Genomic DNA, 24,135 nt, shown 5'->3' with positions numbered 1-24,135 from the left:
CGGCCCCGTCGCCTCTCAGGCGGCGGGGCCTTTTCATTCGTGGCACGTCACGGCGTCGGCGCTGGCTGCTGCGGCTGTTGTGGCTGCTGCTGTTGCGGCTGCTGGCCGGCTCCGCCGATGCCTCGCTCGATGATGATCTCCACCCGGCGGTTGTTCGCGCGGCCCTCGGGATTCTTGTTGGAGGCGATGGGGTGGGCCTCGCCCATTCCATCCGTGCGGATGCGCTCGCTGTCCACGCCGCGGTCGACGAGGTAGTCCCGTACGGCCTCGGCGCGTTGGTAGGAGAGCTCCTCGTTGACCTCGGTGGGGCCCTGGCTGTCGGTGTGGCCCTCGATGACGAGCGGGTTCTGCGCCTTCATCAGGGCATCGGCCACCTCGTCGAGCCGCCGCCGGGCCGCCGGCAACAGGTCCGCGCTGCCCGAGCGGAAGAGCACGCTGCCGGAGAGCGTGAGCACCAGCCCGCGCGCCTCCTCCTTCACCTGGACCTGCCGGATGTTGCGCAGATCCTCCGCCACCTGGGCCTGGGCCCGAGCATCGGCCTCGGCCTGGGCCGCGCGCTGCTCGGCCTGGAGCCGCGCCTGGCGCTCCTGCTCCAGCTGGGCGTTGAGCTGATCCGCGCGTGCCTGGGCCTCGGCGAGCCGCGCCGCGCGCTCCTCCTCCGCGCGCCGTGCCTGCTCCAGCTCCTGCTGCCGCGCCGCCAGCTGCTCCTGCTCCTGGACCTGGGCCTGCCGCTGCTCCGCCTCCGCGCGCAGACGCTGGGCCTCGGCGAGCTCGGAGCGGGCCCGGTCCAGCTCCTGGCGCGTGCGCTCGGCTTCGGAGGTCTGCACCGCCGCGAGCTGCTGTGCCGCCTGCTGCCGCTCCTGTTCGGCGACGGCGGCCCGGGCGAGCGACTCGGCGGTCTCCGCCTTGCGCAGCGCCACGTACGCCAGCGAGCGCGTGCGCTCCGAGCCCCTCTCCAGCTCATAGGCGCGGTTGGCCGCTTCGAGCGCCACGCGCGCCTCCGCCAGGGCATTGGGAGTGAACTGGGCCGCGGGCCCCGAGGAGGCCCGCTGATAGGCATAGCGCGCATCCAGCAGCTCGCGCGGCGTGCTGCCCGCGCACCCCGCGAGCGCGGCGGCGCCGAGCACTCCCCATGTCAGACGCTTCCATCCCCGCATGACCTTCTCCTCCGGCATCGAGTCCTCGATGCGCCTTCACATGTGGTGGCTACTGCTGCACCGGGCTCTGCTGGAGCTGCTGCATCCGCTGGCGGGCTTGATCGGCCTCGGCGCGGGCCGGGGCCTCGCGAGCCAGGGCGAGTGCCAGCGCCGCGTCCGCCTCGGCGCGCTGTAGGAAGAGCGCCGCCTGCTCACGCTTGTTCTTCTCCAGCAGCCTGCGTGCCTCCTTTGCCTGCTCCCGGGCCCACCTCAGGTGCCGTGCCGCCTCGGGTACCTGCTCGGCTCCGGCCTCCTCCGCCTGGCGGATGGTGACCTCCGAGCTCACCAGCTCCTGGGTTGGCGCTACCCGCTGCACGCTCACGCAGCCGGCCAGACCCAGCAGCAACGCCGCGCCCACGATTGCCTTTCGCATCGCTCGTGACTCCCCCGGTTCGGGCCGCGGGCGGGTCCTGCTCCCGCCGTTCCCATGCAGCCTCCGACGACTCCGAGATGTGCACTGGGAGACGGGCCAACAAGCGCGGGCCGTCGAGCGGCTGCTCGGACTCCGAGCGCACGGCCTCACGGTAAATTTGGATTCCCAGGAGCTCTTCTCATCAAGGCATGGCCCGCATTTCGCGAGGGTGGGGTTGTCTGCCTGCTCCCGCATCACCACTGATTGGGTTCTCCCGAAGCCGTTCGATGTGGCGGCCCACTCACCTGTGGAGGATTCGTGCGAGCAGGGGATGCGCCTTCCGCCAGCGTGCTGCTGGTGGATGACCAGCCTTCCGACCTGATGGCCCTGGAGCGCCAGCTCTCCGGGTCCGGGCTGCGCGTCGTGAAGGCCACCTCCGGGGAGGAGGCGCTCCAACACCTCGATGTCCAGGACTTCGCCCTCATCCTCATGGACGTGCGGATGCCGGGGCTGGACGGCTTCGAGACGGCCCGGCTCATCCGGCAGCAGCAGCCCCAGCGGCGCGTCCCCCTCATCTTTCTCTCGGGCGCGCCGCGCGAGGAGGCCATGGTGGTGTCCGGGTACGCGAACGGAGCGGTGGACTACCTGCGCAAGCCGGTGGATCCGGAGGCCCTGCGCGCCAAGGTGCGTGTCTTCGTGCACCTCTACCTCGAGCGCGAGGCCCTGCGGCGTGAGCAGGCCGCGCTGCACGAGCACGAGCGGCGGGAGCTCGAGGCCCGGCGCCTGGCGGTGGAGAAGGATCGCGAGCGGCTCCTGGAGGAGCTGCGCGAGGCGGTGCGCCTGCGCGACGAGTTCCTCTCCGTGGCCAGCCATGAGCTGAAGACGCCCCTCACGCCGCTCGCCCTGCGGCTGCGGCTGCTGCTCAAGGAGGTGGAGGCGGAGCCGGAGAGCCCGAGCACGCGGCGCATGCTGAGGCACCTGGAGACGGCACGCCAACAGGTGCGGCGGCTGACGCTGCTGGTGGACAGCCTGTTGGACACCACGCGCATCACCGGCGGACGGATTCCCCTGTGCCAGCAGGAGGGCGTGGATCTCGCGGTCATCGTCCGCGACGTGGCGGCCAGCTTCGAGACCCAGGCGGTGCGCGCGGGCTGCCCCATGGGGCTCGAGGTCCCCGGCCAGGTTCTCGGCCGGTGGGATCCGCTGCGGCTGGAGCAGGTGGTGTCGAACCTGTTGTCCAACGCCCTCAAGTTCGGCGCTGGCTCGCCCGTGCTCCTGCGCGTGGAGGCGCGGGATGGGTGGGGGCGGCTGGTGGTGCGTGACCAGGGAATCGGAATGAACGATGACGTGCGCGCGCGCCTCTTCCGCCGGTTCGAGCGGGGTGTGTCGGAGCGGCACTACGGTGGACTGGGGCTGGGCCTCTTCATCTCCCAGCAGATCGTCCAGGCCATGGGCGGCCACATCCTCGTGGAGAGCACCCCGGGGCAGGGGGCCACCTTCACCGTCGAGCTGCCTTGCTCGTTCCTTCCGGAGCCACCGTCTCCAGGAGAGGGGCCGTCATGAACCCCCAGGAGCCCGGCTTGCAGGAGGGCTCTCACGCGAGGCCCGCGGCGTCCCAGGCGTTGCGCCTGCTCGTGGTGGACGACAGCAGGTCCGACCGGCTCATGGCCGCCCGCGTGCTCCGGCGGGCCTTTCCCGGCTGCGTCCTGGAGGAGGTGGAGGACGAGGCTCGGTGGAGACAGGTGCTCTGCGGGCCCCGGTTCGACGCCGCCATCATCGACTACAGGCTCCCCTGGGCCGATGGCATGGAGCTGCTGCAGTCCATCCAGCGGCGGTGGCCGGGCGTCCCCGTCCTCATGCTCAGCGGTACGGTCGAGGAGACCCAGGCATTCGAGGCGGTACAGGAGGGACTGCAGGAGTACCTGCCCAAGACGGACGGGTCCTACGCGCTGTTGCCGCGCTCGGTGCGCTTCGCCCTGGAGCGGGCCCGCCAGCGCCAGGCGCTCGTCGAGGCGAATGAGACGTTGCGCCTCGTCATCGAGGGGGTACGCGGCCACGCCATCTTCCTGGTGGACGCGGAGGGACGCGTCCTCACGTGGAACTCGGGTGCCGAGGCCATCACGGGCTACAGCGAGGAGGAGGTGCTGGGACAGTTCGTCAGGCCCCTGCTGGTGCCCGAGTCGTCACGGAGTGAGCGGCTCGGGCGGGAGGCGGAGGAGGCCGTGCGGCGAGGGGTGTACACGGGCGAGGGCTGGCGGCTGCGCAAGGATGGTGGCCGCTTCTGGGCGGACATCTCCGTGAGCGCCCTGCACGGAGAGGGGAACACGCCACGCGGCTTCGTCGTGGTGCTGCGGGATGTCACGGAGCGCAAGCAGGCCGAGGAGGAGCGCCGGCGGGCCAGCGAGTTCCGTGAGCGCCTGCTGGGCATCGTCAGCCATGACCTGCGCAGCCCCTTGCAGGCCATCCTGCTGCAATCACAGCTCCTGCCGCGCGACGTGCGCCCGGAGCCGGTGAAGCGCGCCACCTCGCGCATCAGCCAGGCCGCGGAGCGCATGGGGCGGATGATCGCCGATCTGCTGGACTTCACGCGTGGCCGTCTGGGGGGAGGCATCCCGGTGGAGCGCGTGCCGGGGGACTTCCTGCTCCTCGTCCGCGAGGTCACCGAGGAGCTGCGGCTGGCCCATCCCCACCGGCGCATCTCGTTCGTCGCCACGGGCGAGGGACAGGGCGAGTGGGATCGGGATCGGCTCACGCAGGTGGTGCAGAACCTCGTGTCCAACGCCTTGAAGCACGGGGTGGAGGACTCGCCCGTGCGGGTGGAGGCGTGGGGCGAGGGAGATCCGGTGGTGCTGTCCATCCACAACGAGGGCCGGCCCATTCCGTCCGAGCTCATGCCCCACCTGTTCGACCCGTTCTGGCGGGGGGGAGGCTCGGGCTCCAGCGACCGGTTGTCCACGGGACTGGGGCTGGGTCTCTACATCGTTCAGGAGATCGTTCACGCCCACGGGGGCACCATCCACGTGACGTCCAACGCGGAGGAGGGGACGTGCTTCACGGTGCGCCTGCCGCGTCACCCTTCCGTGGCGGCACGAGGTCAGGGCCCCGTGTAGCCGACACCTGTTCCGACGCTTCGCTTGCTCCCGGGCCTCGCGGCGCTCAAGCTCCAGTCCATGAGCGCACCGCGAGAGCTGCTTCCCCCGGGTCCCCGAGGCATGCCCATTCTCGGGCCCGTGGTCGACTACGCGAAGGATCCGCTGGCCTTCATCACGCGCTGTGTCCGCGAGTACGGCGACGTGGTGTACATCCATTTCATGGGGCAGCCCACGTATATGCTCCAGCTCCCGGAGCACATCGAGCATGTGCTCGTCTCCCGGCATCGGCACTACATCAAGGACAAGCTCCAGCGGAAGCTGATGGGGGGCCGCCTGCTCGGCAACGGGTTGCTCACCAGCGAGGGCGATTTCTGGCTGCGGCAGCGCCGGCTCATGCAGCCCGCCTTCCACCGCCAGCGCCTGGCCACCTACGGGCGGGTGATGGTCGAGCACTCCCAGCGCCAGCTCGCGTCCTGGCGGGACGGCGAGGTCCGCGACGTCTACGCGGACATGATGCGGCTCACGCTCGGCATCGCCGTCAAATGCCTGTTCGACCTGGACATGGAGGAAGAGGCGGAGTCGGTGGGCCCCGCGCTCGCCCGGGTGATGGAGCACTTCGCCAAGGTGCATGCCCTGCTGATGCCCGAATGGCTGCCCACGCCGGAGAACCTCGGCTACAAGGCGGCGGTGAACCAGTTGGACGCGCTCGTCTCGGGCCTCGTCCAGCGGCGGCGCGAGACGGGTGTCGACGCGGGGGACCTGCTGTCACTGCTGCTCCAGGTCCAGGACGAGGACGGGAGCCGGATGAGCGATCAGCAGATCCGCGACGAGGTGCTGACGCTGGTGCTCGCGGGCCACGAGACCACGGCCATCACCCTGGCCTTCTGCTGGCACCTGCTGGCCCGGCACCCGGAGGTGGAGGCCGCGCTGCACCGGGAATTGGACTCGGTGCTGGGAGGACGGGCGCCCACGGTGGAGGACCTGCCCGCGCTGACCTTCACCGAGCACGTGGTGAAGGAGTGCTTGCGGCTCTACCCGCCCGCATGGTCGCTCAGCCGCGAGGCGCTGGAGGACGACGAGGTGGGCGGCTGGCGCATCCCGGCGGGGATGATGGTGTTGGTGAACCCGTGGACGGTGCACCGGGACGCGCGCTTCTACGAGGAGCCCGAGGCCTTCCGTCCCCAGCGCTGGGCGGATGGATTGGAGCAGCGTCTGCCGCGCTTCGCGTGGTTCCCCTTCGGAGGAGGCCCGCGGTTGTGCATCGGCGTGGGCTTCGCGCTGATGGAGGCACGGTTGGTGCTGGCCTCCCTGGCCCAACGCTTCCGGTTCGAGCGGGCACCCGATGACGAGGTGGAGCTGTTGCCGTCCATCACCCTGCGGCCGAAGCACGGGGTGAAGGTGCGGCTGCGCGCGCGCGCCGGGTAGTGGACGGTGCGCTGCCCTCGCGGGTGATGGCGGCTGTGGCCGGCAATCCCGACACATACGGACCACCCCCATCGAGGCGCCGTTCCATGCTGAACGTTCGCGCAAGCCAGCTCCCGCGGGAAGGCCGCTCCGCGGTGCTGTTCACACGTCTGGGCCTGTTGTCCGTGTTGTGGGCCGCCCTCGTCGAGGGAAACACCGAGGGGCTCGTCATGGGCCTGCTGGTGGTGCCCCTGGCCGCGTGGGGGAGTCTCGTTCTCGAGCCCCCCGGCGACGTGCGCGTGAACCCGCTGGAGCTGATCCGTCTCCTGCCGCTGTGCATGTGGCTCGTGTTGCGTGGCGGACTCGACGTGGCCCGCCGCGCGCTCCTCCCCCGGGTGCCGCTCTCCCAGGGCCGGTTGGAGGTGCGCAGCCGGGTGCCGCGAGGCCCCGCGCGTCTCTTCCTCAGCTACGTGGCGAGCCTCATGCCCGGCACGCTCTCGGTGCACGAGGACGGGGACACCCTCTGTCTGCACCTATTGGACGCGAGCCCGGAATCGAGGGCCGCCTCACTCACCTGGCTCCGCCAGCTGGAGGCGCGGGTGGTGCGCGTCTTCGGTCTTCCCCCGCCGCCCCGAGGTCTGCCATGAGCCTGTTCTTCGCCGGAGTGGCCGTGCTCCTGGCCTTCACTTCGCTGAGCGTCCTGTGGTGGTGGGTGCGCGCATCCACCTCCCCCGAGCGCATGCTGGCCGCCAGCCTCTTCGGCTCGTCGGGCGTGGCCCTGCTGCTGCTGCTGGCGGAGGTCGCGGGCGTGTCGGTGCTGAGGGACGTGGCGCTCGTGCTCGCGGTACTGGGCGCGGTGGCCGTCTCCACCGCCGCCTCGCGTCCCCAGGTGACGCGCCCCCAGGCCGCGCGTCCTGGCGTCGCCGAGGAGCGCGCGCGATGAGCCCGCTCGATCTGCTCTCCGCCGTGCTCGTGGGGCTGGGGTACTTCTTCTTCTTCGTGGGCGCGCTGGGGCTGGTGCGCTTTCCCGACGCGCTCAGCCGCCTGAACGCCGTGTCCAAGGCGGTCTCCGCCGGTCTGGGGCTCACGGTGCTGGGGCTGCTGCTCCGGGCGGACTCCGTCTTCGCCGCCCTGAAGCTGCTGTTCATCTGCGGCATCGTGCTGGTGGCCAGCACCACCAGCGCTCAGCTCGCGGGCCGCTCCGCGGTACGCGAGGAGCGGCGCCGGCGCTGAGGCCCGGAGAGGGCCCCCCGCGTTACTTCTTCGGCTCTCCCACGCCCTTCATGTCGATGGGACCCTGGGAGGGGCCGAGCGGAATCGCACACGGGTTGCACATCCAGAAGCGCAGCAGCATCCCGTTGGAGCCCTTGGCGTCGTACCAGGCACCAAATACCTGGGGAGCCGCCTCACGCTTGCAGGTGAGGCAGACCTCTTTCCTCGTGTTCGTCTGAGCCATGGACGGAACCTAGGGGAGTGGCTCAGCCGATCGCAACCTGGTGGCCACCGGCCGGATGGGAGCCGAGGAAGTGGGCCATCTGCTCCGGGGAGACGGCGCGCACGTTCGGGTCGGCCGGGTCGCGCACGAGGAAGTTGCCGTTGGCGTCCATGCCCGTGACGGTCACGAAGTGGCCGGAGGTGCGGCCCTCGTCCTGGTGCGGCGGCATGGCGTGGAAGTCGCCGAGCGCGACGACCTGCTTGCCCTGGCGCAACTGGTCCGCCATCCACGACACGTTCGTGCCCTGGTTGATTTGAGCGTTCTTGCCCATGGCGTTGGCCATGGCGACGATGCCGTTGACGTTGGTGCCCTCGGAGGAGTTCGTCCCGCCGATCTGGCCCAGGTGGTTGATGAGCTGGGCGTCGGTCATGCCGGCGCCGTAGCCCATCTCCCGGGCGAGCATCGCCATGGAGGCAGGGCCGCAGTTCATGGCGCCGTTGGTGTAGCTGCCATCGGCACCGGTAGGGCTGAGCTGGTTGATGTAGGGCACGTCACGGCCCACCACGTGCTGTCCGTCGGAGACGGGCGCGGCGCCCGAGGCACCCGAGGCACCCGACAGCGGAGAGCCCGGACCGACCGACGAGGGCCCACCGAGGCTCGGACCGGAGCGCGTCGACGCCGGGGTGAAGGTGCTGTCGCCGTTGACGCCGCCGGGGCTGGGCAGGCGCACCTGCTGGCCGGCCTGCAGCTTGCCGTCCTTGCTCTGGGGGTTGAGGGACTTCAGCTGGTTGAGGATCTCCTCCTCGGAGCCCGGGAACCCGAGCATCTTGAGCAGCTTGGCCAGCAGCTCGAGGGTGTCCTCCTTGCCCGCCTTGTACTTGCCCTGCGCGTCGCCCGCGCCGTTCTTGCCGCCGAGGGCCTCGGCCAGCTTCGCCAGCATCTGTTCGAGCTGGCCGAGCTCGTTCTTCTGCTTCGGCGCGTCGATCTTGCTGCCGAGCGCCCGAGCGAGGCCGCCGTGTACGTTGGAGAGGGAAGAGCGGGAGATGGTGGACATGGGGGGACCTCGTGACTCTCGGAAGGCGTGTGGGCTGAGGAATTGTCGGTGTGGGTAGGTAAAAGGTTGCCTCCCGATGATTTCTTTCTGATTTCCGGCCTCATTTTTTCTGGTGTCCGATGGGCTGGAGCACGTGGCCGCTCCCGGGGCAGGCGGCCCGGGAACGCCGCCTTCCGAGGGGAGAGAAAGCCCGGCGGGGGGCTGGGTCCGCCGCTGTACGATGCGCAGGGTCCAGGCGGGAGACGTTCCGCCTCACACCCCGACATCGTACAGGGACACCATGGTCGACTTTCGCAACTTCATCGGACGCGGCACCACGGCGGGCACGAAGCTCAACGTCCTCGCACAGGTCATCTTCTTCGTGAACGTGGGCAGCGGCGAGTTCCTCGACGTGGGCGCCACCCAGGCCGCCTTCAAGGGGAAGATCGACACGGTCTTCTACAAGGGGGACCTGTCTCTCACGCTGAAGCTGCACGAGGACGGTACGGCCGAGGTCAGCCTCAATGGCAACAAGGCGCCGCAGGCCACGTACACCGCCAGCGGCAACAAGCTGTCCGTCGAGGCGAAGTTCGGCAGCCGCACGCAGCTCATCACCTTCGAGCAGGGCGGTAAGGGCAACGTGGAGACGTACCTGAGCGTGACGGGCTCGCAGAACATCACCGTGCACCTGGCGCCCGCCGCGAAGCCGGCCGTGGCCTGAGCGCCTCAGCTTCCCGGTACGTTCAGCCGGGCGCTGATGCGCTCGAGCAGGGCCTTCTCCCCCTCGGCGAGCTTGCCGTCGGAGACGCACAGGGCGCGCGTGGCCTCCATCACGTCGTCCGGACGGGTGCGCAGCACCTCCAGGTCCGGCTCGGGCATGGTGCCGCCGGCCTTGAGCTTGTCCATGAGGGTGTGCAGCTCCCCCTCGGGGACGTTCCAGCTGCGGCCCAGACCCAGGATGACCAGGCGCTCGGCCTGGGTGAGCTCCCGGTCGACCCATGCGACCTGCAGCATCAGCTTGATGACCTCGATGTTGAAGCGGTCCTCGGTGGAGAGCGTCATCCGTCGTCCTCGGCGGGGGGGTAGGGAGGACTCTACACCGGCGCCGCCGGGGACGAGGAGGGCGGGGGTCCGCTTCAGTCGAGTAGGAACGTGTACGAGTACTTCATCTCCGTGGAGACGGGCTCGCCGTTCTTGACGGCCGGCTTGAAGCGGAAGCGCAGCAGGGCCTCACGCGCCGCCTCGTCCAGGCCATAGCCCAGGCCCTTGACGACGGTGGCCTTCACCACGCGGCCCTCGTTGTCGATGGTGATGGAGAGCGTCACCGTGCCCTCGATGCCCGCGCGCCGGGCCTCGTCGGGGTAGGGGATCTTCACCTCGGAGGCCACGGAGGGCTCCGTGTCCACCTGGTACACGGGCACGTACTTGGGCGCCGAGTAGGCTTTGACTTCCTTGGGGTCCGTCGCCTTGTCGCCCGTCTTTCCATAGACGGTGTTGCCCACCGGGGCGGCGAAGCCACCGGCGCTCGTGGTGGAGGACATGGAGATGCCCACCACCAGCGGCACCGGCTTGGAGGGCTGCTCGGGCGGAGGCGCGTCGTTGGGAGGCGGGGGCGCCGCGTCCGGCGGAGGCGGCGGGGGCGGCTTCTCCGCCTGGGCCACCTTCACGGGCGGGGGCTTGGGCACCACCTTCGGCTTGGGCGGCTCCGGCTTGGGCTCCTCCTTGGGAGGCGGCGGGGGCGGAGGCGGCTTCTGGACCTCCACCATCACCAGCTCCACGGGACGCTGCACCGGAGGCGGCGTGCGCTCGGCCATCCGGGACAACAGCGTGAAGCCCACGCCGTGCACCATGAGGGACACGAGCAGGAACAGGAGCACCGCGCGCGAGGAGTGGTCGCGGCGGTCGGGGAGCGGGTTGTCGAGCGCGGCCTGGCTCATGGCCTTGGAGACACCCTTCAGGGCACCGCGGGTGCTGCCGCGGGCGCCACGTCCTTCTCGATGTTGAGCGCGAACTTGGCGATGCCCTCACCCTTCACCACGTCGATGAGCCGCATCACCCGTCCGTACGGCAGGCTCTGGTCCGCGCTGATGATGGCGCGCGTCTCCTTGTCCTTCGCCAGGGACTCGACCACCTTGCGCCGCAGCTCGTCCTCGCTCACCTCGGCGCCGTCGAAGAAGAGCTTGCCCTGCTTGTCCAGCACCACGTTGACGAGCCCCTGCACCGTCTCGCCGCCATTGGCCGCGCGGGGCAGATCCACCTCCACCGTCTCGCGGACGATGAAGTTGGCCGTCACCATGAAGATGATGAGGAGCACCAGCACCACGTCCACCAGCGGGGTGACGTTGATGCCGGTGATCTCCTCGTCGTTGTCCTGCGCGCCGCCGGCCATGGCTTAACGCGCCTCCCCGGACGCCACGGCCTGGGCAGCGCCCGGGCTCCGGCCCTGGGCGCGCAGGCTGCCCACCAGCGCATGGCCCAGCGCGGTGGTGCGCGAGGTGAGCGTCTTGAGCTGGCGGTTGAAGACGTTGAAGGCCACCACCGCGGGGATGGCGACGGCGAGACCCACCGCCGTGGCCACGAGCGCCTCGGAGATGCCCGCCATCACCGTCTGCTGGATGGCGGCGCCCTTGGCGCCCATGTTGCCCAGGTCGTGGAAGGCCTTGATGATGCCGAGCACCGTGCCGAACAGGCCGATGAAGGGGGCGTTGTTGCCCAGCGTGCCCAGGAAGGACAGGTAGCGCTCGTACTGGGGACGCTCGCGCGCCACCGTGGAGGCGATCACCTGCTCCACTGTGTCCGGACCCTGCTCCACCGAGGCCAGCGCCTCGCGCAGCACCGCCGCCTCCATACCCTTGCGGTTGGCCACCGCGGTGCGCACCGCCTCGAGCTCGCCCCGGGCCAGCCGCACGGCCAGCTTCTCGGAGTCGGGCAGCCGGTGCGTGGCGAAGTACACGGCCCGCTCCAGCATCAACGCGATGGAGAGGACGGACAGGACGACGAGCACCCACAGCACCCACTCGGCGCTGGTGAGCGTCACGCCGAGCAGCTTGCGGCTGAGCCAACCGACCTGCTCGTTGCCCATCTGGGCCAGGAGAACAAAGGACGTCATGGAGACCTGCGAGAGAGATGAGAGGGGGGAAACGCGCCCCGGGGTAACGCCGACGCGACGCTTCCATTCTTCCCCGGCGGCTGCAAAGTCAAATGAAACGGAGGAACTGGCGCTCGCCTTCCCGGCCGCCAGCCGAAAGTCTCGCGTCCCCGGCCCGCGCTCCTTCGGACCCGTGACGGCTCCGTCACGGACACCCGGCCGATCCGGAAGGGTGAAGGAGGTGCGTGTCCGGGAATGCCTGGAATCCTCGGGCGTTCACCATCCGACCGAGTATCGCCCTCCAGGGTTGTTTGGGTGCAAAGTGACCCACTCGTGACAAGGTGTCCTGAATCAGGACAGTTCTGGGAGCCGCCAGGAGTTCCCTTTTTTCGAGGGCTTGGCAAACCGATTGTCAAGATTCATTACATGAGGCGGTGGGTGGTTGGGACATGGATGCACCAGGGAGGGCATCGGTTGACCAGGTAGTAGATGGATTTACGGGCCTTTAGGGAACGGCATGCATCCTGCTGAAAGCAGGATCCGGCTGCGGTGGCATCTCCGTCACCGGCCAGCAGGAGGTTTCCCCCCTTGGTTCGTAATCGGATTCTGACCGCGCTCCTCGCCCTGCCCCTCGCGGCGTGCGGCGTGGATGGCTCGAACGAGACGCAGACGGAGGGCGCCGACGGCGTTGGTACCCTGTCTTCGGCCGACGTGAAGTCCGCCCTGAGCGTCATCCCTGGCGCCGAGGTCCTCGGCAAGCACGAGGACGGCGCGGTTCCCTTCTTCGTCCGGGGTGACTTCGGTACCACGGGCCAGTCGCTGCACGGCCTCGCGGCCAGCGACGTGCGCGCCCAGATGGGCGACGCGCTCAACCGCATCGCCCCCATCTTCCGCCTGCAGGCGGCGGACCTGGTGGTGCGGAGCTCCCGCGTCGACGAGCTGGGCCACACGCACGTGCGCTATGCCCAGACGAAGAACGGGCTGCCGGTGGTGAACGATGAGCTCGTCGTCCACGTGGACCCCGAGGGCCGCATCTACGCGGTCAACGGCACGGCCCGCGATGGCGAGAACGTGCCGGCCGTGGCGCGCGTCTCGCGCGAGGCCGCCATCCAGGCCGCCCTGCGCAACACCGTGGGCACCGGGCTGTCCGCCGAGAGCGCCCAGCTGGTCTACTTCCGCAACGAGCTCGGCCGGCTCCAGCTGGCCTACGAGGTGGTGGTGACGGGCGAGGGCGCCGAGCTGCCCGTGCGTGACCACGTCTTCGTGAGCGCGCGCGACGGCTCCTTCCTCGGCAGCGACACGGACATCCACACCGCGCTCAACCGCAAGGTGTACAGCGCCAACAACGGCAGCAGCACCCCGGGCACGCTCAAGCGCTCCGAGGGCCAGGCGGCCACGGGCGATGCCCACGTCGACGGCAACTACGACAAGCTGGGTGGCACCTACGACTGCTACAAGAACAACTTCGGCCGCGACTCGTTCGACAACGCGGGCGCCGCGCTCATCAGCACGGTGCACTACAGCACCAGGTACGTGAACGCGTACTGGGACGGCACCCAGATGGTGTACGGCGATGGCGATGGCGTGAACTCGGGCATGCTGGGTCTGTCCGCGGACGTGACCACGCACGAGCTCACCCACGCGGTGACCGAGTACGAGTCCAACCTCACCTACTCGGGTGAGTCCGGTGGCCTCAACGAGGCGATGAGCGACATCTTCGGCGCCTACTGCGAGAGCTACGCCTCGGGCACCTGGGCCACCACCGATGCGGTGTTCATGGTGGGCGACGACATCTGGACGCCGGCCACCCCGAATGACGCGCTCCGCTACATGTACGACCCGGCCAAGGACGGCGTCTCGCTGGACTTCTGGACGAGCACCGCTGGCAGCAAGGACGTGCACTACAGCTCGGGCATCGCCAACCTGGCCTTCACGCTGCTCTCCAGGGGCGGCACGCACCCGCGTGGCAAGTCGACCACGACGGTGACGGGCATTGGCGTGCAGAAGGCCGGCGCCATCTTCTACAAGGCCAACACGGACTACATGACGGCCTCCACCAACTTCGCCCAGGCGAGGACGTACACCGAGCAGGCCGCGACGGCGCTCGGCTACACGGCGGCGGAAGTCGCGTCCGTGACGGCGGCCTGGACCGCGGTGGGCGTGGGTGCTGGTACGCCTCCTCCGCCGACCTGCACGACGACGGTGGCGCTCTCCAACGGCGTCCCGGTGACGGGCATCTCCGCCGCTGCCAGCGCCTGGAGCTGCACCTACACGCTGGCCGTGCCGGCGGGTTCCACCAACCTGACGTTCGACCTGAGCGGTGGCACGGGTGACGGCGACATGTACGTGAAGTTCGGCTCCGCGCCGACCAGCTCCTCGTACGACTGCCGTCCGTACAAGGGTGGCAACACGGAGAACTGCACCATCGCCGCCCCGAGCACCGGCACCTGGTACGTGAAGATCTACGGCTACTCGGCGGCCTCGGGCATGAGCCTGAAGGGCGCGTACACCGCGGGCTCCGGTGGTGGTGGCGACGTGCTGACCAGCGGCGTGGAGTCGGCCCAGTACTCGGGCGCTGGGGCCTCGTGGAAGTGCTTCACGCTGAACGTGCCGGCCGGGAAGACCTCGGTGGTCTTCACCCAGACGGGCAAGACGGGCACCACGGGTGACGCGGACCTGTACGTGAGGCAGGGCTCGCAGCCCACCACCACCTCGTATGCCTGCCGTCCGTACCTGAGCGGCAACACCGAGACCTGCACCATCAGCAGCCCGGCCGCCGGCACCTGGTACGCGTGCTCCTACGGCTACAGCGCGTACGCCAACGTGACGATGAAGGGCACGTACTAAGCCCTCGGTTGAAGCAGTGAAGTCCTGACGCCCGGGAGCCCCATGGCCCCGGGCGTCTTCTTTTTTGGGGTGCTTCCGCATGGGCCCGAAGCTCCGGTGGCCCCCCGCGCGGTGAGGAAGCGCCAGCGCTCGTGCGTTGATGGCCGATGGTCCTGGCCGGGGAGGGCTCGCCTCACGCCCGCGAGAGGGCGATGGCCGAGGCCCTCGAGCGAGCATTCCGCGGAGGCCCTGGGAGCGGCGGGCGGCCCGGTGGGGCTGGCGAGGAAGCCTTCCCGTCACTCGCGAGGGGTGCACGAAACGAAACCGCCGGCCACGTCCTGGCGCGCTCTCTCGACGAGCACCAGGCCGCGCCGGCGGCTTCATCCTGGCTCCGCTGTTACGGAGTCGGAGCGGGAGGAGTGGAGCAGGTGTTGTCCAGGCACGTCAGGCCGCGCTCGCAGTCCGCGGTCGTCGTGCACTTCGTGCCCTCCGTGCAGTCGTAGCCGCCGCCGCCCTTCATTCCGTTCACCTTGAAGTTGCCGTCCTGGACCGTCTCGGTCATGACCTGGTTGCCGATCGTCCCCTGCATGTTGTGGGTCAGGGTCACGATGTTCCCGCTGGACGTGGCCTTGATCTCGAAGGGATCGGTCACTCCGTTGATGGCGGTCACGATGCCCAGGGCGATCTGATCCGCCGGGGTGCTGTTCGAGACGGGGACGGGGACACGGGAGTTGTTGTGGCTGTTGTTCCGGTCGAACTCGAAGATGATGGGGGGGTTGATGCCGTCGCTGATGGTGAACGTCTGGCCATCCTGGATGCCGGAGCTCGCCACGGCGGTGATGGTACCGGTGGCGTACGCGAGCGTCCTCGTCTTGCAGTCGGAGCTGCAGGTGCCGCAGGCGCTGGTGTTGCCGTCGTCACACTGCTCGTTCGCCGGGTTCGTGTCCTTCACTCCATCCCCGCAGACGTTGCCCCTGAGCACCAGGATCGTCTTGCAGTCCGAATCACACTGGTTGCAGTCCAGGGTGCCGTACCTGCACGCGGTCTCCTTGATGGTGTTGCCGTCGTCGCAGACCTCGTTGGCCGGATCCAGGTCCTTCGAGCCGTCACCGCAGATGTTGCCCCGGAGGTTCGGCAGGGGCGTCTTGCAGTCCGAGGAGCACTTGTTGCAGCTCGCGGTGCCATAGGGACAGTTGGCCTCGGTCGTGGTGTTGCCGTCGTCGCAGGCCTCGTTGGCCGGATTCGGGTCCTTCGAGCCATCACCGCAGACATTGCCCCGGAGGTTCAGCAGGGGCGTCTTGCAGTCCGCGGAGCAGCGGTCGCACTCCGCGGTGCCATAGGGACAGCTGCTCTCGGTCGTGGTGTTGCCGTCGTCGCAGGCCTCGGGGTGCGAGGGACCGGAGACGTTGAGGATGCTGTCGCCGCAGACGTTGGGCTGGCACGTGTCGAGGCAATCGTCATCGCTCCGGGAGTTGCCGTCGTCGCACCTCTCGCCCCTGACGACGTTGATGAGATTGTCACCGCAGAAGGCCGGCGTGCAGTCGGGGTCGCAGTTGGGCGAGCTCGGACCTTCGTCGCACACCTCGTTGGCCGCCGTGTTGAGGAACCTGTCGCCGCAAGCGGCCGGGGTGCAGTCGGCGTTGCAGGTGGCGGTGTTCCGGGCGCCCGAATCGCACAGCTCGCCCCGGACGGGGTTGACCCGGTTGTCACCGCAGTAGGCGATGGTGCAGTCGCTGTCGCAACTGGTGGTGTCCCCGCCGCCGACGACATCGCACTGCTCGTGGGCGGTGGTGTTCACGATGCCATCACCGCAGGCCACCGCGGTGCAGTTGTTGTTGCAGGTCTCCGATTCGCCTCCCGTGTCGCACTGCTCTCCGGCCGTCCGGTTCAGGATGGAGTCGCCGCAGCGGCGCAGCGTGCAGTTGGCGTTGCAGGTGGCCGACTCGCCCTTGGCGTCGCAGTCCTCTTCCGGGTCTCGCACGCCGTTGCCGCAACCTTCGCTCGAGCGGCAGTCGGCGCTGCAGTTGTCGCCGCTCACGTTGTTGCCGTCGTCACACACCTCGCCCCGGATGTCGTCGATGATGTTGTTGCCGCACGTCTCGTCGGACCGGCAGTCGGAGCTGCAGTCGTCGCCGCTCACGTTGTTGCCGTCGTCGCACACCTCGCCCTTGGCGGTGTCCGTGATGCCATTGCCGCACGTCTCGTTGGACTTGCAGTTGCCGCTGCAGCCATCACCGCTCTCGTTGTTGCCGTCGTCACAGAGCTCGCCCTTGGCGGTGTCCGTGATGCCATTGCCGCACACCTCGGCGGACAGGCAGTCGGCGCTGCAGCCGTCACCCGAGCGCGTGTTGCCGTCATCGCAGACCTCGCCCACGGCCGTGTCCACGATGCTGTTGCCGCACACCTCGTTGGAGCGGCAGTCGGAGCTGCAGTCATCGCCGCTCTTGGTGTTGCCATCGTCGCACTTCTCACCGGCGGCGATGTCCACCACCTTGTTGCCGCAGATCTCGTTCGACGCGCAGGTGCGGCTACAGCCATCACCGTCGACGATGTTGCCATCGTCACAGACCTCACCCAGCTGGATGATGCCGTCGCCGCAGTCGGTCTTGAGGCAGATCTCCTGCCTGGCGGCGCACTTCTGGCCGGCGGGGCAGTAGAGCCCCGCGGGGCAGGCCACGGTCGTGGGCTCGAAGCACGCGGAGAGGAGGGGCAGGGCCAGGAGCGCCAGCGCGAGCAGGGCGGAGTGGCCGGAGCGAACGAAGGAAGGAGGCTCTCGTCTCATCGTGGACCTCAGAAACGGAACGTGGCCAGCACGCCACCCGAGCCACCGCCGAGGAGGGGCGTGACGCTCACCTTCTCCTTCTCCACGGGCTGGCTGGGGTCGTCGATGCGGTAGGGCTGTGGTTGATTGAGATAGACGAGCACCGCGCCGGTGATGAGCGCGGCGCCGCCAACGGCGTACCCGCCGATGGCCGCGTTCTGCAGCAGGTTTCCACGGCTGAGCGTGGCGGAGAGGTCCGGGGTCGGCTTGCAGCCGCCGCACTCCGTGATGCCCGCCGAGAAGGTATCGATGTTGTCGCGGGCCTGCAGGTGGAGCCAGCCGCTGCCCGCCGCCACGGCCACGCCCGCGCCCATCACCAACCAGGGCATCGGGGCGGCCCACTTCCGGCGGTACCGGATGAGCTCCTCGGCCTTGAGCATCTTCATGTCCAGCGTCGTCGTCTCGCCGGGCAGCAGCGTGCGGCTCTGGTCGCTGGTCGCGTAGCCCTGCAGGGTCGCGACGATGCTGTGCGCGCCGGGCCGCACCAGGCCCGTGTAGCGCCCCGGGCCGGTGAACAGCGTCTGGCCATCCATCGTCACGATGGCCCCGGGCGTCTCACAGGAGATGTCCACCCGGGCGAGCTGCTTCTCGATGAGGCTCTTGTAGTTGCGGGCGTACTCGAACTTCTCCTTCTCGAGCGGATCCGGGCCATAGCGCAGCGCCGCCACCAGGTGCTCGTGCACCTCGATGGGCTGGTCCAGGTTCATCAACACCAGCGCCAGGTTGTAGTGGATGGCCGGGTGGTCCCAGAGCGCCAGCGCCTTGCGGTACTTGTCGGCGGCCGGCACGAAGACGGACTCCTTGAGGAGGGTGTTGCCCTCCCGGAAGAGCTCGAGCGCGCTGTCCTGCTTCTCCTTCGGGACGCCCTTGGCCCAGGGACGCTCGCGGAGCGGCTCGAGCGCGGTGTCCGCCTGCGGAGCGGCGGGCTCGGGCAGGGCGGCGGGCTCGGGAGCGGACGGCTCGGAGACGGGCTGCTCGGAAGCGGGCGGCTGCGAGGCTTCGGCCCGCGGCTTGCCCCGGGTGCGTTGCCTGGCGCCGGACTGCTTGACGCCGGCTGTCTTCACGGAGCCCGTCCGTTGCCGGGCGCCGGGGCCCTGGGCCTCCGCGGGCACCGCCCACAGCGTCAGGAGCACCACCGATACGGCGAGAGCGATCTTGGACCTGTTCATCACCCTTCTCACGGCTCGTCTCACTTCAGGACCTCGATGACCGGACTGCCGAGCTGAGACTGCAGGCGCTGCACGCGGTCCTGCTCGCGGCGCAGCAACGTGGCGAGCTTCTCCGCCGCCTTGATGGCGTCTTCCTTGGCCAGGCGCGCCTCCTCGGCGCTCTGCTCGGCGCGCTTCTTGGCGCCCCTGGCGCGCATCTGCGCCTCCTGGGCCCGCTCGAGCGCGGCCAACAGCTCGTTGTTGGTGCGTTCCACCTCGGCCTTGGCCGCCTCCGCCGCCTGCTGGGCCTGGCGCGCCTCCTCCTCCGCCTTCTGACGCTCCAGCTCCTTGGCCTGTACCTCGGCCAGGCGCTTCTTGGCCTCCGCCTCGGCACTGCGCGCCGTGGACTCGGCACTGCGCGCCGTCGCCTCGGCCGCCAGCGCGACCTTCGCCTGGTGCTCGGCTTCCCGCTGCGCGTTGCGGATGACGAACAGCGCCACCGCCGCCGCGACCACCAGCAGCCCCAGGAACGTCGTGGCGCCGATGAGCAGCGCCCGCCTCAGCCTCTTGCCCTTCTTCGCCTGGGCGAAGACCGCCTCGAGGAAGTCCTGCTGCAGCTGTGGCAGCTCCCCGCGGTAGCGGCGCTGGAAGCGTTGCGCCTCCTCCACCATCTCTCCGCGCCACAGCAGGTTGTCGTCGAAGTTCTTCGCCTGCCACTGCCGGGCCGCGTTGCGCAACTGCTCCAGGAAGCCCGCGTCCTCCTGGCCCTCGTCCAGCCAGCGGCGCAGCGTGGGCCAGCTGTGGAGGAGCGACTCGTGGACGATCTCCACCGTCGCGCCCGTGGCGCCGCCTCCCGTCTGCACGACGAGCAGACGCGCCTGGACGAGGTGGTCGATGAGCCGCTGCATCTCCCCCGTGTCCTTCGTCAGCTCGCGCAGCTCCTCCAGGGACACGATGGCGCGCGTGCGCTCGGGGGTGACCAGGCGCAGGAAGAGCGCGCGCACCAGCGTGCGCTCCTGGGTGGACAGGGAGGCCAGCACGCTGTCGGCGTGGGTGGCGAGCGCGCCCACGATGCCGCCGATGGCCTTGTAGGCGCTCTGGGTGAGCAGCCTGCGCTTGGAGTCACGGGCCTCCCACAGCTGGGTGGCGGCGAACTGCAGCAGGGGTAGCGCGCCCTGGGTGGCCTCCAGGTGCTCCAGCATGTCGTCGATGACGCCCGTGCTCTCGAACTGGTAGCCGGCCATCTCCGCCGGCTGCACCAGCGCGTCGCGCAGGCCCTCGCGGTTGGGCGAGGAGAGGAAGTAGAGGCCCTGGCTCAGCTCGGCCATGAAGCGCTCGTCCTCCGGCACCCGGTCCAGGAAGTCCGAGCGGATGGAGAGCACCACTCGGATGGGCGAGGTGGCGTCATCGGCGATGCCGGACAGGCACGCGGTGAACGCCAGGCGCTCCCTCGCGTCCGGCACCAGCGTGTAGAGCTCCTCGAACTGGTCGACGAAGAGGAGGATTCTCCGGCGCTCGCGCCGGGCGCGGCTGCGCAGCACGCTGCCCACGTAGCCGGGCTCGTTGTACAGGCGCTCGACGAGCCGTTGCTGCTCGTGGATGTCCTCCTCGATGGTCGTCGAGGAACTCATGAGCGGCGCCACGATGTTGGCCAGGGCGGCCAGCGGGTTGCGGCCGGGGCGGATGACGAGCGACTCCCAGGCCTTGCCGGAGCGCTTGAGGACCGGCACCAGGCCGGCGCGCACGAACGAGGACTTACCCGCGCCCGAGGGGCCCACCACCGCCAGCAGCGGCCGGTCCTGGATGCGGTTCACCATGGCGGCGATTTCACGCGTGCGGCCGAAGAAGCGGTCCGCGTCGGCCTCCTGGAAGGAGCTGAGGCCGGCGTAGGGGCTCTCGTCGATGCGCAGCTCGCGGCTGATGCGCCCGGGCAGGAAGGGCTCCAGGGCGCGCAGCAGCGATTGCGCGTCCGGGAATCGCTCGTCCTTGCGCTTGAGCAGGCAGCGGTCGATGACGGCGGCCAGCTCCGCCGGCACCTCCGGCACCATCGTCTGCAGGCGCGGCATCGGCTCGTCGAGCATCGCCGTGACCATGAGCTGCGGGCCGCGCAGCGGATCCAACGGGTGCTTCCCGGCGATCATCCGGAACAGCATGATGCCCACGGCCCAGATGTCCGTCCGGTGGTCGATGGGTACGCCGATGCCCCACTGCTCCGGGGACATGTAGGCCATGGTGCCCATGATGGCGCCGCGGCGGGTGAGGTTGGAGACGTCCTCACCGAGCTCCGCGATGTTGGGCAGGCGGGGCTGGCCGCCCGGCGCGGGGGCCTCCTGGTCGTCGCCCTGGAGCACCTTGGCGATGCCGAAGTCGAGCACCTTGATGCCGCCGGTGTCCGTCACGACGATGTTCTCGGGCTTGAGGTCGCGGTGGACGATGCCCTGCTCGTGGGCGCAGGCCAGGGCGCGCACCACCGGCACCATCAACTCCACCGCGCGCGCGGGCGGCAGGCGCTGGCCGCTCATCAGCTTCGTCAGTGGCTGGCCCTGGAGGAACTCCAGCACCATGAACGGGCCGGACTGGGACTCACCGACCTCGTAGATGATGACGATGTTCTCGTGGCTGCAGCGCGCGGTGGCCCGGGCCTCGAGGATGAAGCGCTTGGTGAGGTCCGCGTCCTGGGTGTGCAGGAACTTGATGGCCACGCGGCGGCCCAGCCGCGTGTCACGCGCCAGGAAGACGGTGCCCATGCCGCCACTGCCCAGCTCGCGGATGAGCTCGTAGTGCTGGATGCGCACGCCGGGCTTGAGCCCGTTCTCCGGCCCGAGGGAGGCCGTGTCCTCGAACGTGGGGCCCGTGGAGCTTCCCGAGGGACCATCCCACGTGTTGGGCTGGGAGCGCTCCTCCACCGGGGCGGGAGGATTGAAGAGCGACTCCACGTCGGCGGCCTGTGTCCGCTCGTCGAGGTCTCCGCTCACCGCTGCGACGTTGTTGTTCTTCATGTGCGGCCACGTCCCCTACGAAGCATTCACGAACCGGGGGAACGCGAGAGGGCGCCGGCAGCTGCTCCGGAAGACGGAGCTTCCGCTCCCATCCCCTTTTTTTCCCACCAGTGTCCATGATCATACATGGACGGGGGAGATCGCATAATGCGTGGCCAACTAGGAGGGTCTGCCTTCACGAGGAGGGGGTTCCCCCTCCGGGCATGGAACCCGGGCCCGCCCACCCGCTCCAATGGAGGGCAGGCGGGCGGGCAGGGAGGCTCAGCGGCTCTCGAAGACGAGGACGCGGTTTGCGCCGTAATCCGAGACCACCACGTGGGGCCACGCCAGATGCAATCCGCTCGGGCTGCGGAGGCTCCGGGCGCTCGTGGCCCGGGTGGCCGGGTCCTGCGGGTTCGCGGAGTCGAAGTCCGCCTGTCCGAGGACGAGGTCCGCTGGGGCCCCATTGGTGGTGGGGAACTGGTTCCACCCCAGCACCCGGTTGTTCTGGTTGTCGGCCACGAAGAGCTGCAGCCCGGTGGCGGCGATGAAGTAGGGCGAGCTCATCCGGCTCGCGGAAGTGGCCGATTCACGCGAAGTGAAGTCCTGCTGACCCAGCACCACGTCCGCGGGCTGGCCGTTCCGGGTCGGGAAGCTGTTCCAGAGGAGGACGCGGTTGTTCACGTAGTCGGCCACCACCAGGCGGGTGCCGTCCGTCCAGACGCCCGTGGGGAGCCACATCGTGGAGGCGGAGGGGGTTGCGTCCCGCGTGCCGTCGCCATCCGCGTCGTTCTCGGTGCACGTGGTGAACGAGCCCTGCCCGAGAACGAGGTCCGCCGGTGCTCCATTCGTGGTGGGAATCGTGTTCCAGATGAGGACACGGTTGTGGCCACTGTCCGCCACCACCAGCTTCCCGTGGCCGATGAACACGTCCTCCAGACCGCGGAGCGACCTCGGGTCGCAGGGAGGATTGGGCTCCACGTCGGCGAAGCTGACCCGCCCGATGACCGTGGTGGGCATGGCCCCGGTGCTCGCGGGAAGCACGCTGTAGAGGAGGACGCGGTTGTTGTCCAGGTCCGCCACCGCCAGCCGGCTGCCGTCGCTGGAGAGTCCCTCGGGGTGTCCGACGCCCGACTGACCGACGCCGGTCGCGTCGCTCGTGAAGTTGGGCTGACCGAGGACGAAGCCCGCCTGCGCGCCATTGGCCGCGGGCACTCCGTTGAAGCCGAGGACGCGGTTGTTGCCCTGGTCCGGGATGTAGAGCCGGCCGTTCGCGAACGTCGGGTTGCCCCAGGGTCCGTTCAGGGTGTTCGCGCCCGGGTCGCCTTCCCGGTTGGGCGCATCGCTGGTGAAGTCGTCCTGCCCGATGACGACCCTGGCGGCCTGGAAGTTGTCCAGCGCGTACCAGTAGGTGCACCGGATGGAGATGTCCTCCACGTTGCCGGCCACCGTTCCGCTCCCGTTCGACACGGAGCAGCGCTGGCCCTGGGGCAGGGTGGCCACGCTCACCGCGTACGCGCCGCCCTTCGCCAGCTTCGTCGTGAAGGTGAAGCGGCCCTCCTGGGTGACCCGGAGCACCTCATCGCCGAGCTTGAGCTCGAGGGGGCCGCCCAGGCCCTGCACGGTGCCGCCGACCGAGTACGTGCTCCCCGCGCAGCGCACCTGGACGGAGCTCACGTCCGCGCCCGAGACCTTGCCCGTCCCATTCTCCACCGTACACTGCTGCTCCGGCGGTTGGGTGGCCACCGTCACCGCGTAGTTGCTCTGGTCGTCCAGGGGGGTCTCGAACGAGAACGGCCCATCCGCCGTGCGGGTGAGGCTCTGTTGTCCGTTGAGTTGGAGGGTGAGGCTTCCAGAGAGGCCGTTGAGGGTGCCGCCCACGCGGTACTGCTTGGGGGCGGGCTCCGGATCCTTCCCCGGGCACGCGGCCAACAGCGTGGCCAGACTCATGAGTCCTAGTCGTCCAATGCGCATGCCCGGTTTATGTCACGGGGCCCGAAGCAGCGACAAGCAACAGGCCCCAGACCCTCAGGGCATCTCCTGCCCGCGCGTCTTCCACCAGTTCTCGCCGTAGCTGATGCACAACTGCTCGCCGGGCTCGATGTCACGCAGGGCGTAGAAGGTGAAGACGTCCTTGGGCGCCGCCCCCTTCTGGTAGCCCCGGTAGTACGACACGTTGGGCTCCTGCGAGTGGTTGTAGATCATCCCGAACCCCATCACGATCGACACCCACTCGCCGCCCCGGTCCTCTTCGTGCGGACCCCACTCGATGTTGAACACGTAGTCCGAGAGCGCGGAGGTGCGCACCGAGCGGAAGGGCACCTTCAGGTAATGGCACTCCTCGATGATGGTCCCCTCGGGAATGGGCTCGTCCGTGAAGACGCCATAGCCCCACTCGCACGGCCGGACCCTCAGCCCTGGATGAACGAAGAGCGCCTCGCCTGCCTGCATCCTTGAAACCCTGTCGCGGTGCCGGGGAAGTCCGGCCCGTGAGCCCGTGCTACCACGAATGCGCGGCCGTGCGCGGCATCGCCGGGTGGGCCTCGTGCAGCCGCGCCGCCTCGCGTCCGGCCAGGCGTTGGGCCCCACTTCCCAGGTCGTACGGAGCGGGTGCGGAGCTCATGTCCGACACCTCCTACAGCCTTCACAGGGCGGACTTCCAGAAGTGACGTCCCCGGTCACCCCATCTGGTGAAGTGTCTCGTGGCGCCATATGGCGAGTCTGGAATCCTACACTATAGGTTATTTCCGGAGACGCTATGC

22 protein-coding genes are annotated in these 24,135 nt (G+C 69.3%); 8 read left to right on the top strand and 14 right to left on the bottom strand.

Annotated elements, in window-relative coordinates; translation table 11 throughout:
- Positions 1-47: 47 nt before the first annotated feature.
- Both NR810_RS15215 and NR810_RS15210 read right to left on the bottom strand, forming a co-directional pair.
- The gene (locus NR810_RS15215) at positions 48-1,157 is read right to left on the bottom strand and encodes an OmpA family protein (RefSeq protein WP_257453309.1); all 1,110 of its coding nucleotides are present in this window, start codon (positions 1,155-1,157) and stop codon (positions 48-50) included.
- A 49-nt stretch (positions 1,158-1,206) separates the two neighbouring features.
- Complete coding sequence (locus tag NR810_RS15210; protein WP_257453308.1) at positions 1,207-1,569, bottom strand: DUF4398 domain-containing protein; 363 nt, start codon at positions 1,567-1,569, stop codon at positions 1,207-1,209.
- A 297-nt stretch (positions 1,570-1,866) separates the two neighbouring features.
- On the opposite strand from NR810_RS15210, the gene NR810_RS15205 reads away from it, so the two are divergent.
- From NR810_RS15205 to NR810_RS15180, 6 genes are all read left to right on the top strand, one after another.
- On the top strand, positions 1,867-3,111 hold the full coding sequence (locus tag NR810_RS15205; protein WP_257453307.1) for a hybrid sensor histidine kinase/response regulator: 1,245 nt from the start codon (positions 1,867-1,869) through the stop codon (positions 3,109-3,111).
- Entirely contained in the window at positions 3,108-4,658 is a 1,551-nt protein-coding gene (locus tag NR810_RS15200; RefSeq protein ID WP_257453306.1) for a sensor histidine kinase, read from the top strand. Before NR810_RS15205 ends, NR810_RS15200 begins: the two co-directional genes overlap by 4 nt.
- A 60-nt stretch (positions 4,659-4,718) precedes the next feature.
- Positions 4,719-6,065 carry a cytochrome P450 gene (locus NR810_RS15195; RefSeq protein ID WP_257453305.1) on the top strand — a complete coding sequence of 449 codons (1,347 nt, stop codon included), beginning with the start codon at positions 4,719-4,721 and terminating at the stop codon, positions 6,063-6,065.
- A gap of 86 nt (positions 6,066-6,151) precedes the next feature.
- Positions 6,152-6,691, top strand: a complete 540-nt coding sequence (locus tag NR810_RS15190) for a Na+/H+ antiporter subunit E (RefSeq protein WP_257453304.1) — start codon at positions 6,152-6,154, stop codon at positions 6,689-6,691.
- Positions 6,688-6,987: a monovalent cation/H+ antiporter complex subunit F gene (locus NR810_RS15185; RefSeq protein WP_257453303.1), complete on the top strand. Its 300-nt coding sequence runs from the start codon at positions 6,688-6,690 to the stop codon at positions 6,985-6,987. The genes NR810_RS15190 and NR810_RS15185 overlap by 4 nt, the downstream gene beginning before the upstream one ends.
- A complete protein-coding gene (locus NR810_RS15180; protein WP_257453302.1) occupies positions 6,984-7,277 on the top strand; it encodes a cation:proton antiporter in 294 nt (97 codons plus the stop codon). Before NR810_RS15185 ends, NR810_RS15180 begins: the two co-directional genes overlap by 4 nt.
- 22 nt (positions 7,278-7,299) lie before the next feature.
- Here NR810_RS15180 and NR810_RS15175 read toward each other — a convergent pair whose 3' ends face one another.
- Both NR810_RS15175 and NR810_RS15170 read right to left on the bottom strand, forming a co-directional pair.
- Positions 7,300-7,500 (bottom strand): hypothetical protein, encoded by a 201-nt coding sequence (locus tag NR810_RS15175; RefSeq protein WP_257453301.1) that lies wholly within the window; start codon positions 7,498-7,500, stop codon positions 7,300-7,302.
- 22 nt (positions 7,501-7,522) lie between these two features.
- Positions 7,523-8,533, bottom strand: a complete 1,011-nt coding sequence (locus NR810_RS15170) for a C39 family peptidase (protein WP_257453300.1) — start codon at positions 8,531-8,533, stop codon at positions 7,523-7,525.
- Positions 8,534-8,813: 280 nt separating this feature from the next.
- Between NR810_RS15170 and NR810_RS15165 the strand changes: the two genes are divergently transcribed.
- Entirely contained in the window at positions 8,814-9,233 is a 420-nt protein-coding gene (locus NR810_RS15165) for a hypothetical protein (protein WP_257453299.1), read from the top strand.
- 5 nt (positions 9,234-9,238) lie between these two features.
- Here NR810_RS15165 and NR810_RS15160 read toward each other — a convergent pair whose 3' ends face one another.
- The 4 genes from NR810_RS15160 to NR810_RS15145 all read right to left on the bottom strand — a co-directional run bounded on the left by NR810_RS15160 (position 9,239) and on the right by NR810_RS15145 (position 11,621).
- The gene (locus NR810_RS15160; RefSeq protein WP_257453298.1) at positions 9,239-9,574 is read right to left on the bottom strand and encodes a tellurite resistance TerB family protein; all 336 of its coding nucleotides are present in this window, start codon (positions 9,572-9,574) and stop codon (positions 9,239-9,241) included.
- Positions 9,575-9,648: 74 nt separating this feature from the next.
- Positions 9,649-10,449: an energy transducer TonB gene (locus tag NR810_RS15155; protein ID WP_257453297.1), complete on the bottom strand. Its 801-nt coding sequence runs from the start codon at positions 10,447-10,449 to the stop codon at positions 9,649-9,651.
- 17 nt (positions 10,450-10,466) lie between these two features.
- Positions 10,467-10,901 (bottom strand): ExbD/TolR family protein, encoded by a 435-nt coding sequence (locus tag NR810_RS15150; RefSeq protein ID WP_257453296.1) that lies wholly within the window; start codon positions 10,899-10,901, stop codon positions 10,467-10,469.
- A 3-nt stretch (positions 10,902-10,904) separates the two neighbouring features.
- Positions 10,905-11,621 carry a MotA/TolQ/ExbB proton channel family protein gene (locus tag NR810_RS15145; protein ID WP_257453295.1) on the bottom strand — a complete coding sequence of 239 codons (717 nt, stop codon included), beginning with the start codon at positions 11,619-11,621 and terminating at the stop codon, positions 10,905-10,907.
- Between the two features lie 567 nt (positions 11,622-12,188).
- On the opposite strand from NR810_RS15145, the gene NR810_RS15140 reads away from it, so the two are divergent.
- The gene (locus NR810_RS15140) at positions 12,189-14,447 is read left to right on the top strand and encodes a M4 family metallopeptidase (RefSeq protein ID WP_257453294.1); all 2,259 of its coding nucleotides are present in this window, start codon (positions 12,189-12,191) and stop codon (positions 14,445-14,447) included.
- A gap of 376 nt (positions 14,448-14,823) precedes the next feature.
- Here NR810_RS15140 and NR810_RS15135 read toward each other — a convergent pair whose 3' ends face one another.
- From NR810_RS15135 to NR810_RS15110, 6 genes are all read right to left on the bottom strand, one after another.
- On the bottom strand, positions 14,824-17,208 hold the full coding sequence (locus NR810_RS15135) for a DUF4215 domain-containing protein (protein ID WP_257453293.1): 2,385 nt from the start codon (positions 17,206-17,208) through the stop codon (positions 14,824-14,826).
- An 8-nt stretch (positions 17,209-17,216) separates the two neighbouring features.
- Positions 17,217-18,416, bottom strand: coding sequence for a hypothetical protein (locus NR810_RS15130; RefSeq protein ID WP_257453292.1), 1,200 nt, complete (start codon positions 18,414-18,416; stop codon positions 17,217-17,219).
- A 20-nt stretch (positions 18,417-18,436) separates the two neighbouring features.
- On the bottom strand, positions 18,437-21,394 hold the full coding sequence (locus NR810_RS15125) for a serine/threonine-protein kinase (protein WP_257453290.1): 2,958 nt from the start codon (positions 21,392-21,394) through the stop codon (positions 18,437-18,439).
- A 261-nt stretch (positions 21,395-21,655) separates the two neighbouring features.
- On the bottom strand, positions 21,656-23,323 hold the full coding sequence (locus tag NR810_RS15120; RefSeq protein WP_257453288.1) for an NHL repeat-containing protein: 1,668 nt from the start codon (positions 23,321-23,323) through the stop codon (positions 21,656-21,658).
- A 78-nt stretch (positions 23,324-23,401) separates the two neighbouring features.
- Positions 23,402-23,824, bottom strand: a complete 423-nt coding sequence (locus NR810_RS15115; protein WP_257453286.1) for an SET domain-containing protein-lysine N-methyltransferase — start codon at positions 23,822-23,824, stop codon at positions 23,402-23,404.
- Between the two features lie 49 nt (positions 23,825-23,873).
- Positions 23,874-23,996: a hypothetical protein gene (locus NR810_RS15110; protein ID WP_257453285.1), complete on the bottom strand. Its 123-nt coding sequence runs from the start codon at positions 23,994-23,996 to the stop codon at positions 23,874-23,876.
- Between the last annotated feature and the right edge of the window lie 139 nt (positions 23,997-24,135).

It is taken from the genome of Archangium lipolyticum, from assembly GCF_024623785.1.
GTDB lineage: Bacteria > Myxococcota > Myxococcia > Myxococcales > Myxococcaceae > Archangium > Archangium lipolyticum.
This window is presented reverse-complemented; position numbering and strand designations above follow the sequence as displayed.

Bases quoted from the DNA above. Each gene is read 5' to 3' on its own strand.
- NR810_RS15215 (WP_257453309.1), bottom strand. From the start codon at position 1,157: ATGCGGGGATGGAAGCGTCTGACATGGGGAGTGCTCGGCGCCGCCGCG.
- NR810_RS15210 (WP_257453308.1), bottom strand. From the start codon at position 1,569: ATGCGAAAGGCAATCGTGGGCGCGGCGTTGCTGCTGGGTCTGGCCGGC.
- NR810_RS15200 (WP_257453306.1), top strand. From the start codon at position 3,108: ATGAACCCCCAGGAGCCCGGCTTGCAGGAGGGCTCTCACGCGAGGCCC.
- NR810_RS15195 (WP_257453305.1), top strand. From the start codon at position 4,719: ATGAGCGCACCGCGAGAGCTGCTTCCCCCGGGTCCCCGAGGCATGCCC.
- NR810_RS15190 (WP_257453304.1), top strand. From the start codon at position 6,152: ATGCTGAACGTTCGCGCAAGCCAGCTCCCGCGGGAAGGCCGCTCCGCG.
- NR810_RS15185 (WP_257453303.1), top strand. From the start codon at position 6,688: ATGAGCCTGTTCTTCGCCGGAGTGGCCGTGCTCCTGGCCTTCACTTCG.
- NR810_RS15180 (WP_257453302.1), top strand. From the start codon at position 6,984: ATGAGCCCGCTCGATCTGCTCTCCGCCGTGCTCGTGGGGCTGGGGTAC.
- NR810_RS15175 (WP_257453301.1), bottom strand. From the start codon at position 7,500: ATGGCTCAGACGAACACGAGGAAAGAGGTCTGCCTCACCTGCAAGCGT.
- NR810_RS15170 (WP_257453300.1), bottom strand. From the start codon at position 8,533: ATGTCCACCATCTCCCGCTCTTCCCTCTCCAACGTACACGGCGGCCTC.
- NR810_RS15165 (WP_257453299.1), top strand. From the start codon at position 8,814: ATGGTCGACTTTCGCAACTTCATCGGACGCGGCACCACGGCGGGCACG.
- NR810_RS15160 (WP_257453298.1), bottom strand. From the start codon at position 9,574: ATGACGCTCTCCACCGAGGACCGCTTCAACATCGAGGTCATCAAGCTG.
- NR810_RS15155 (WP_257453297.1), bottom strand. From the start codon at position 10,449: ATGAGCCAGGCCGCGCTCGACAACCCGCTCCCCGACCGCCGCGACCAC.
- NR810_RS15150 (WP_257453296.1), bottom strand. From the start codon at position 10,901: ATGGCCGGCGGCGCGCAGGACAACGACGAGGAGATCACCGGCATCAAC.
- NR810_RS15145 (WP_257453295.1), bottom strand. From the start codon at position 11,621: ATGACGTCCTTTGTTCTCCTGGCCCAGATGGGCAACGAGCAGGTCGGT.
- NR810_RS15135 (WP_257453293.1), bottom strand. From the start codon at position 17,208: ATGAGACGAGAGCCTCCTTCCTTCGTTCGCTCCGGCCACTCCGCCCTG.
- NR810_RS15130 (WP_257453292.1), bottom strand. From the start codon at position 18,416: ATGAACAGGTCCAAGATCGCTCTCGCCGTATCGGTGGTGCTCCTGACG.
- NR810_RS15125 (WP_257453290.1), bottom strand. From the start codon at position 21,394: ATGAAGAACAACAACGTCGCAGCGGTGAGCGGAGACCTCGACGAGCGG.
- NR810_RS15120 (WP_257453288.1), bottom strand. From the start codon at position 23,323: ATGAGTCTGGCCACGCTGTTGGCCGCGTGCCCGGGGAAGGATCCGGAG.
- NR810_RS15115 (WP_257453286.1), bottom strand. From the start codon at position 23,824: ATGCAGGCAGGCGAGGCGCTCTTCGTTCATCCAGGGCTGAGGGTCCGG.
- NR810_RS15110 (WP_257453285.1), bottom strand. From the start codon at position 23,996: ATGAGCTCCGCACCCGCTCCGTACGACCTGGGAAGTGGGGCCCAACGC.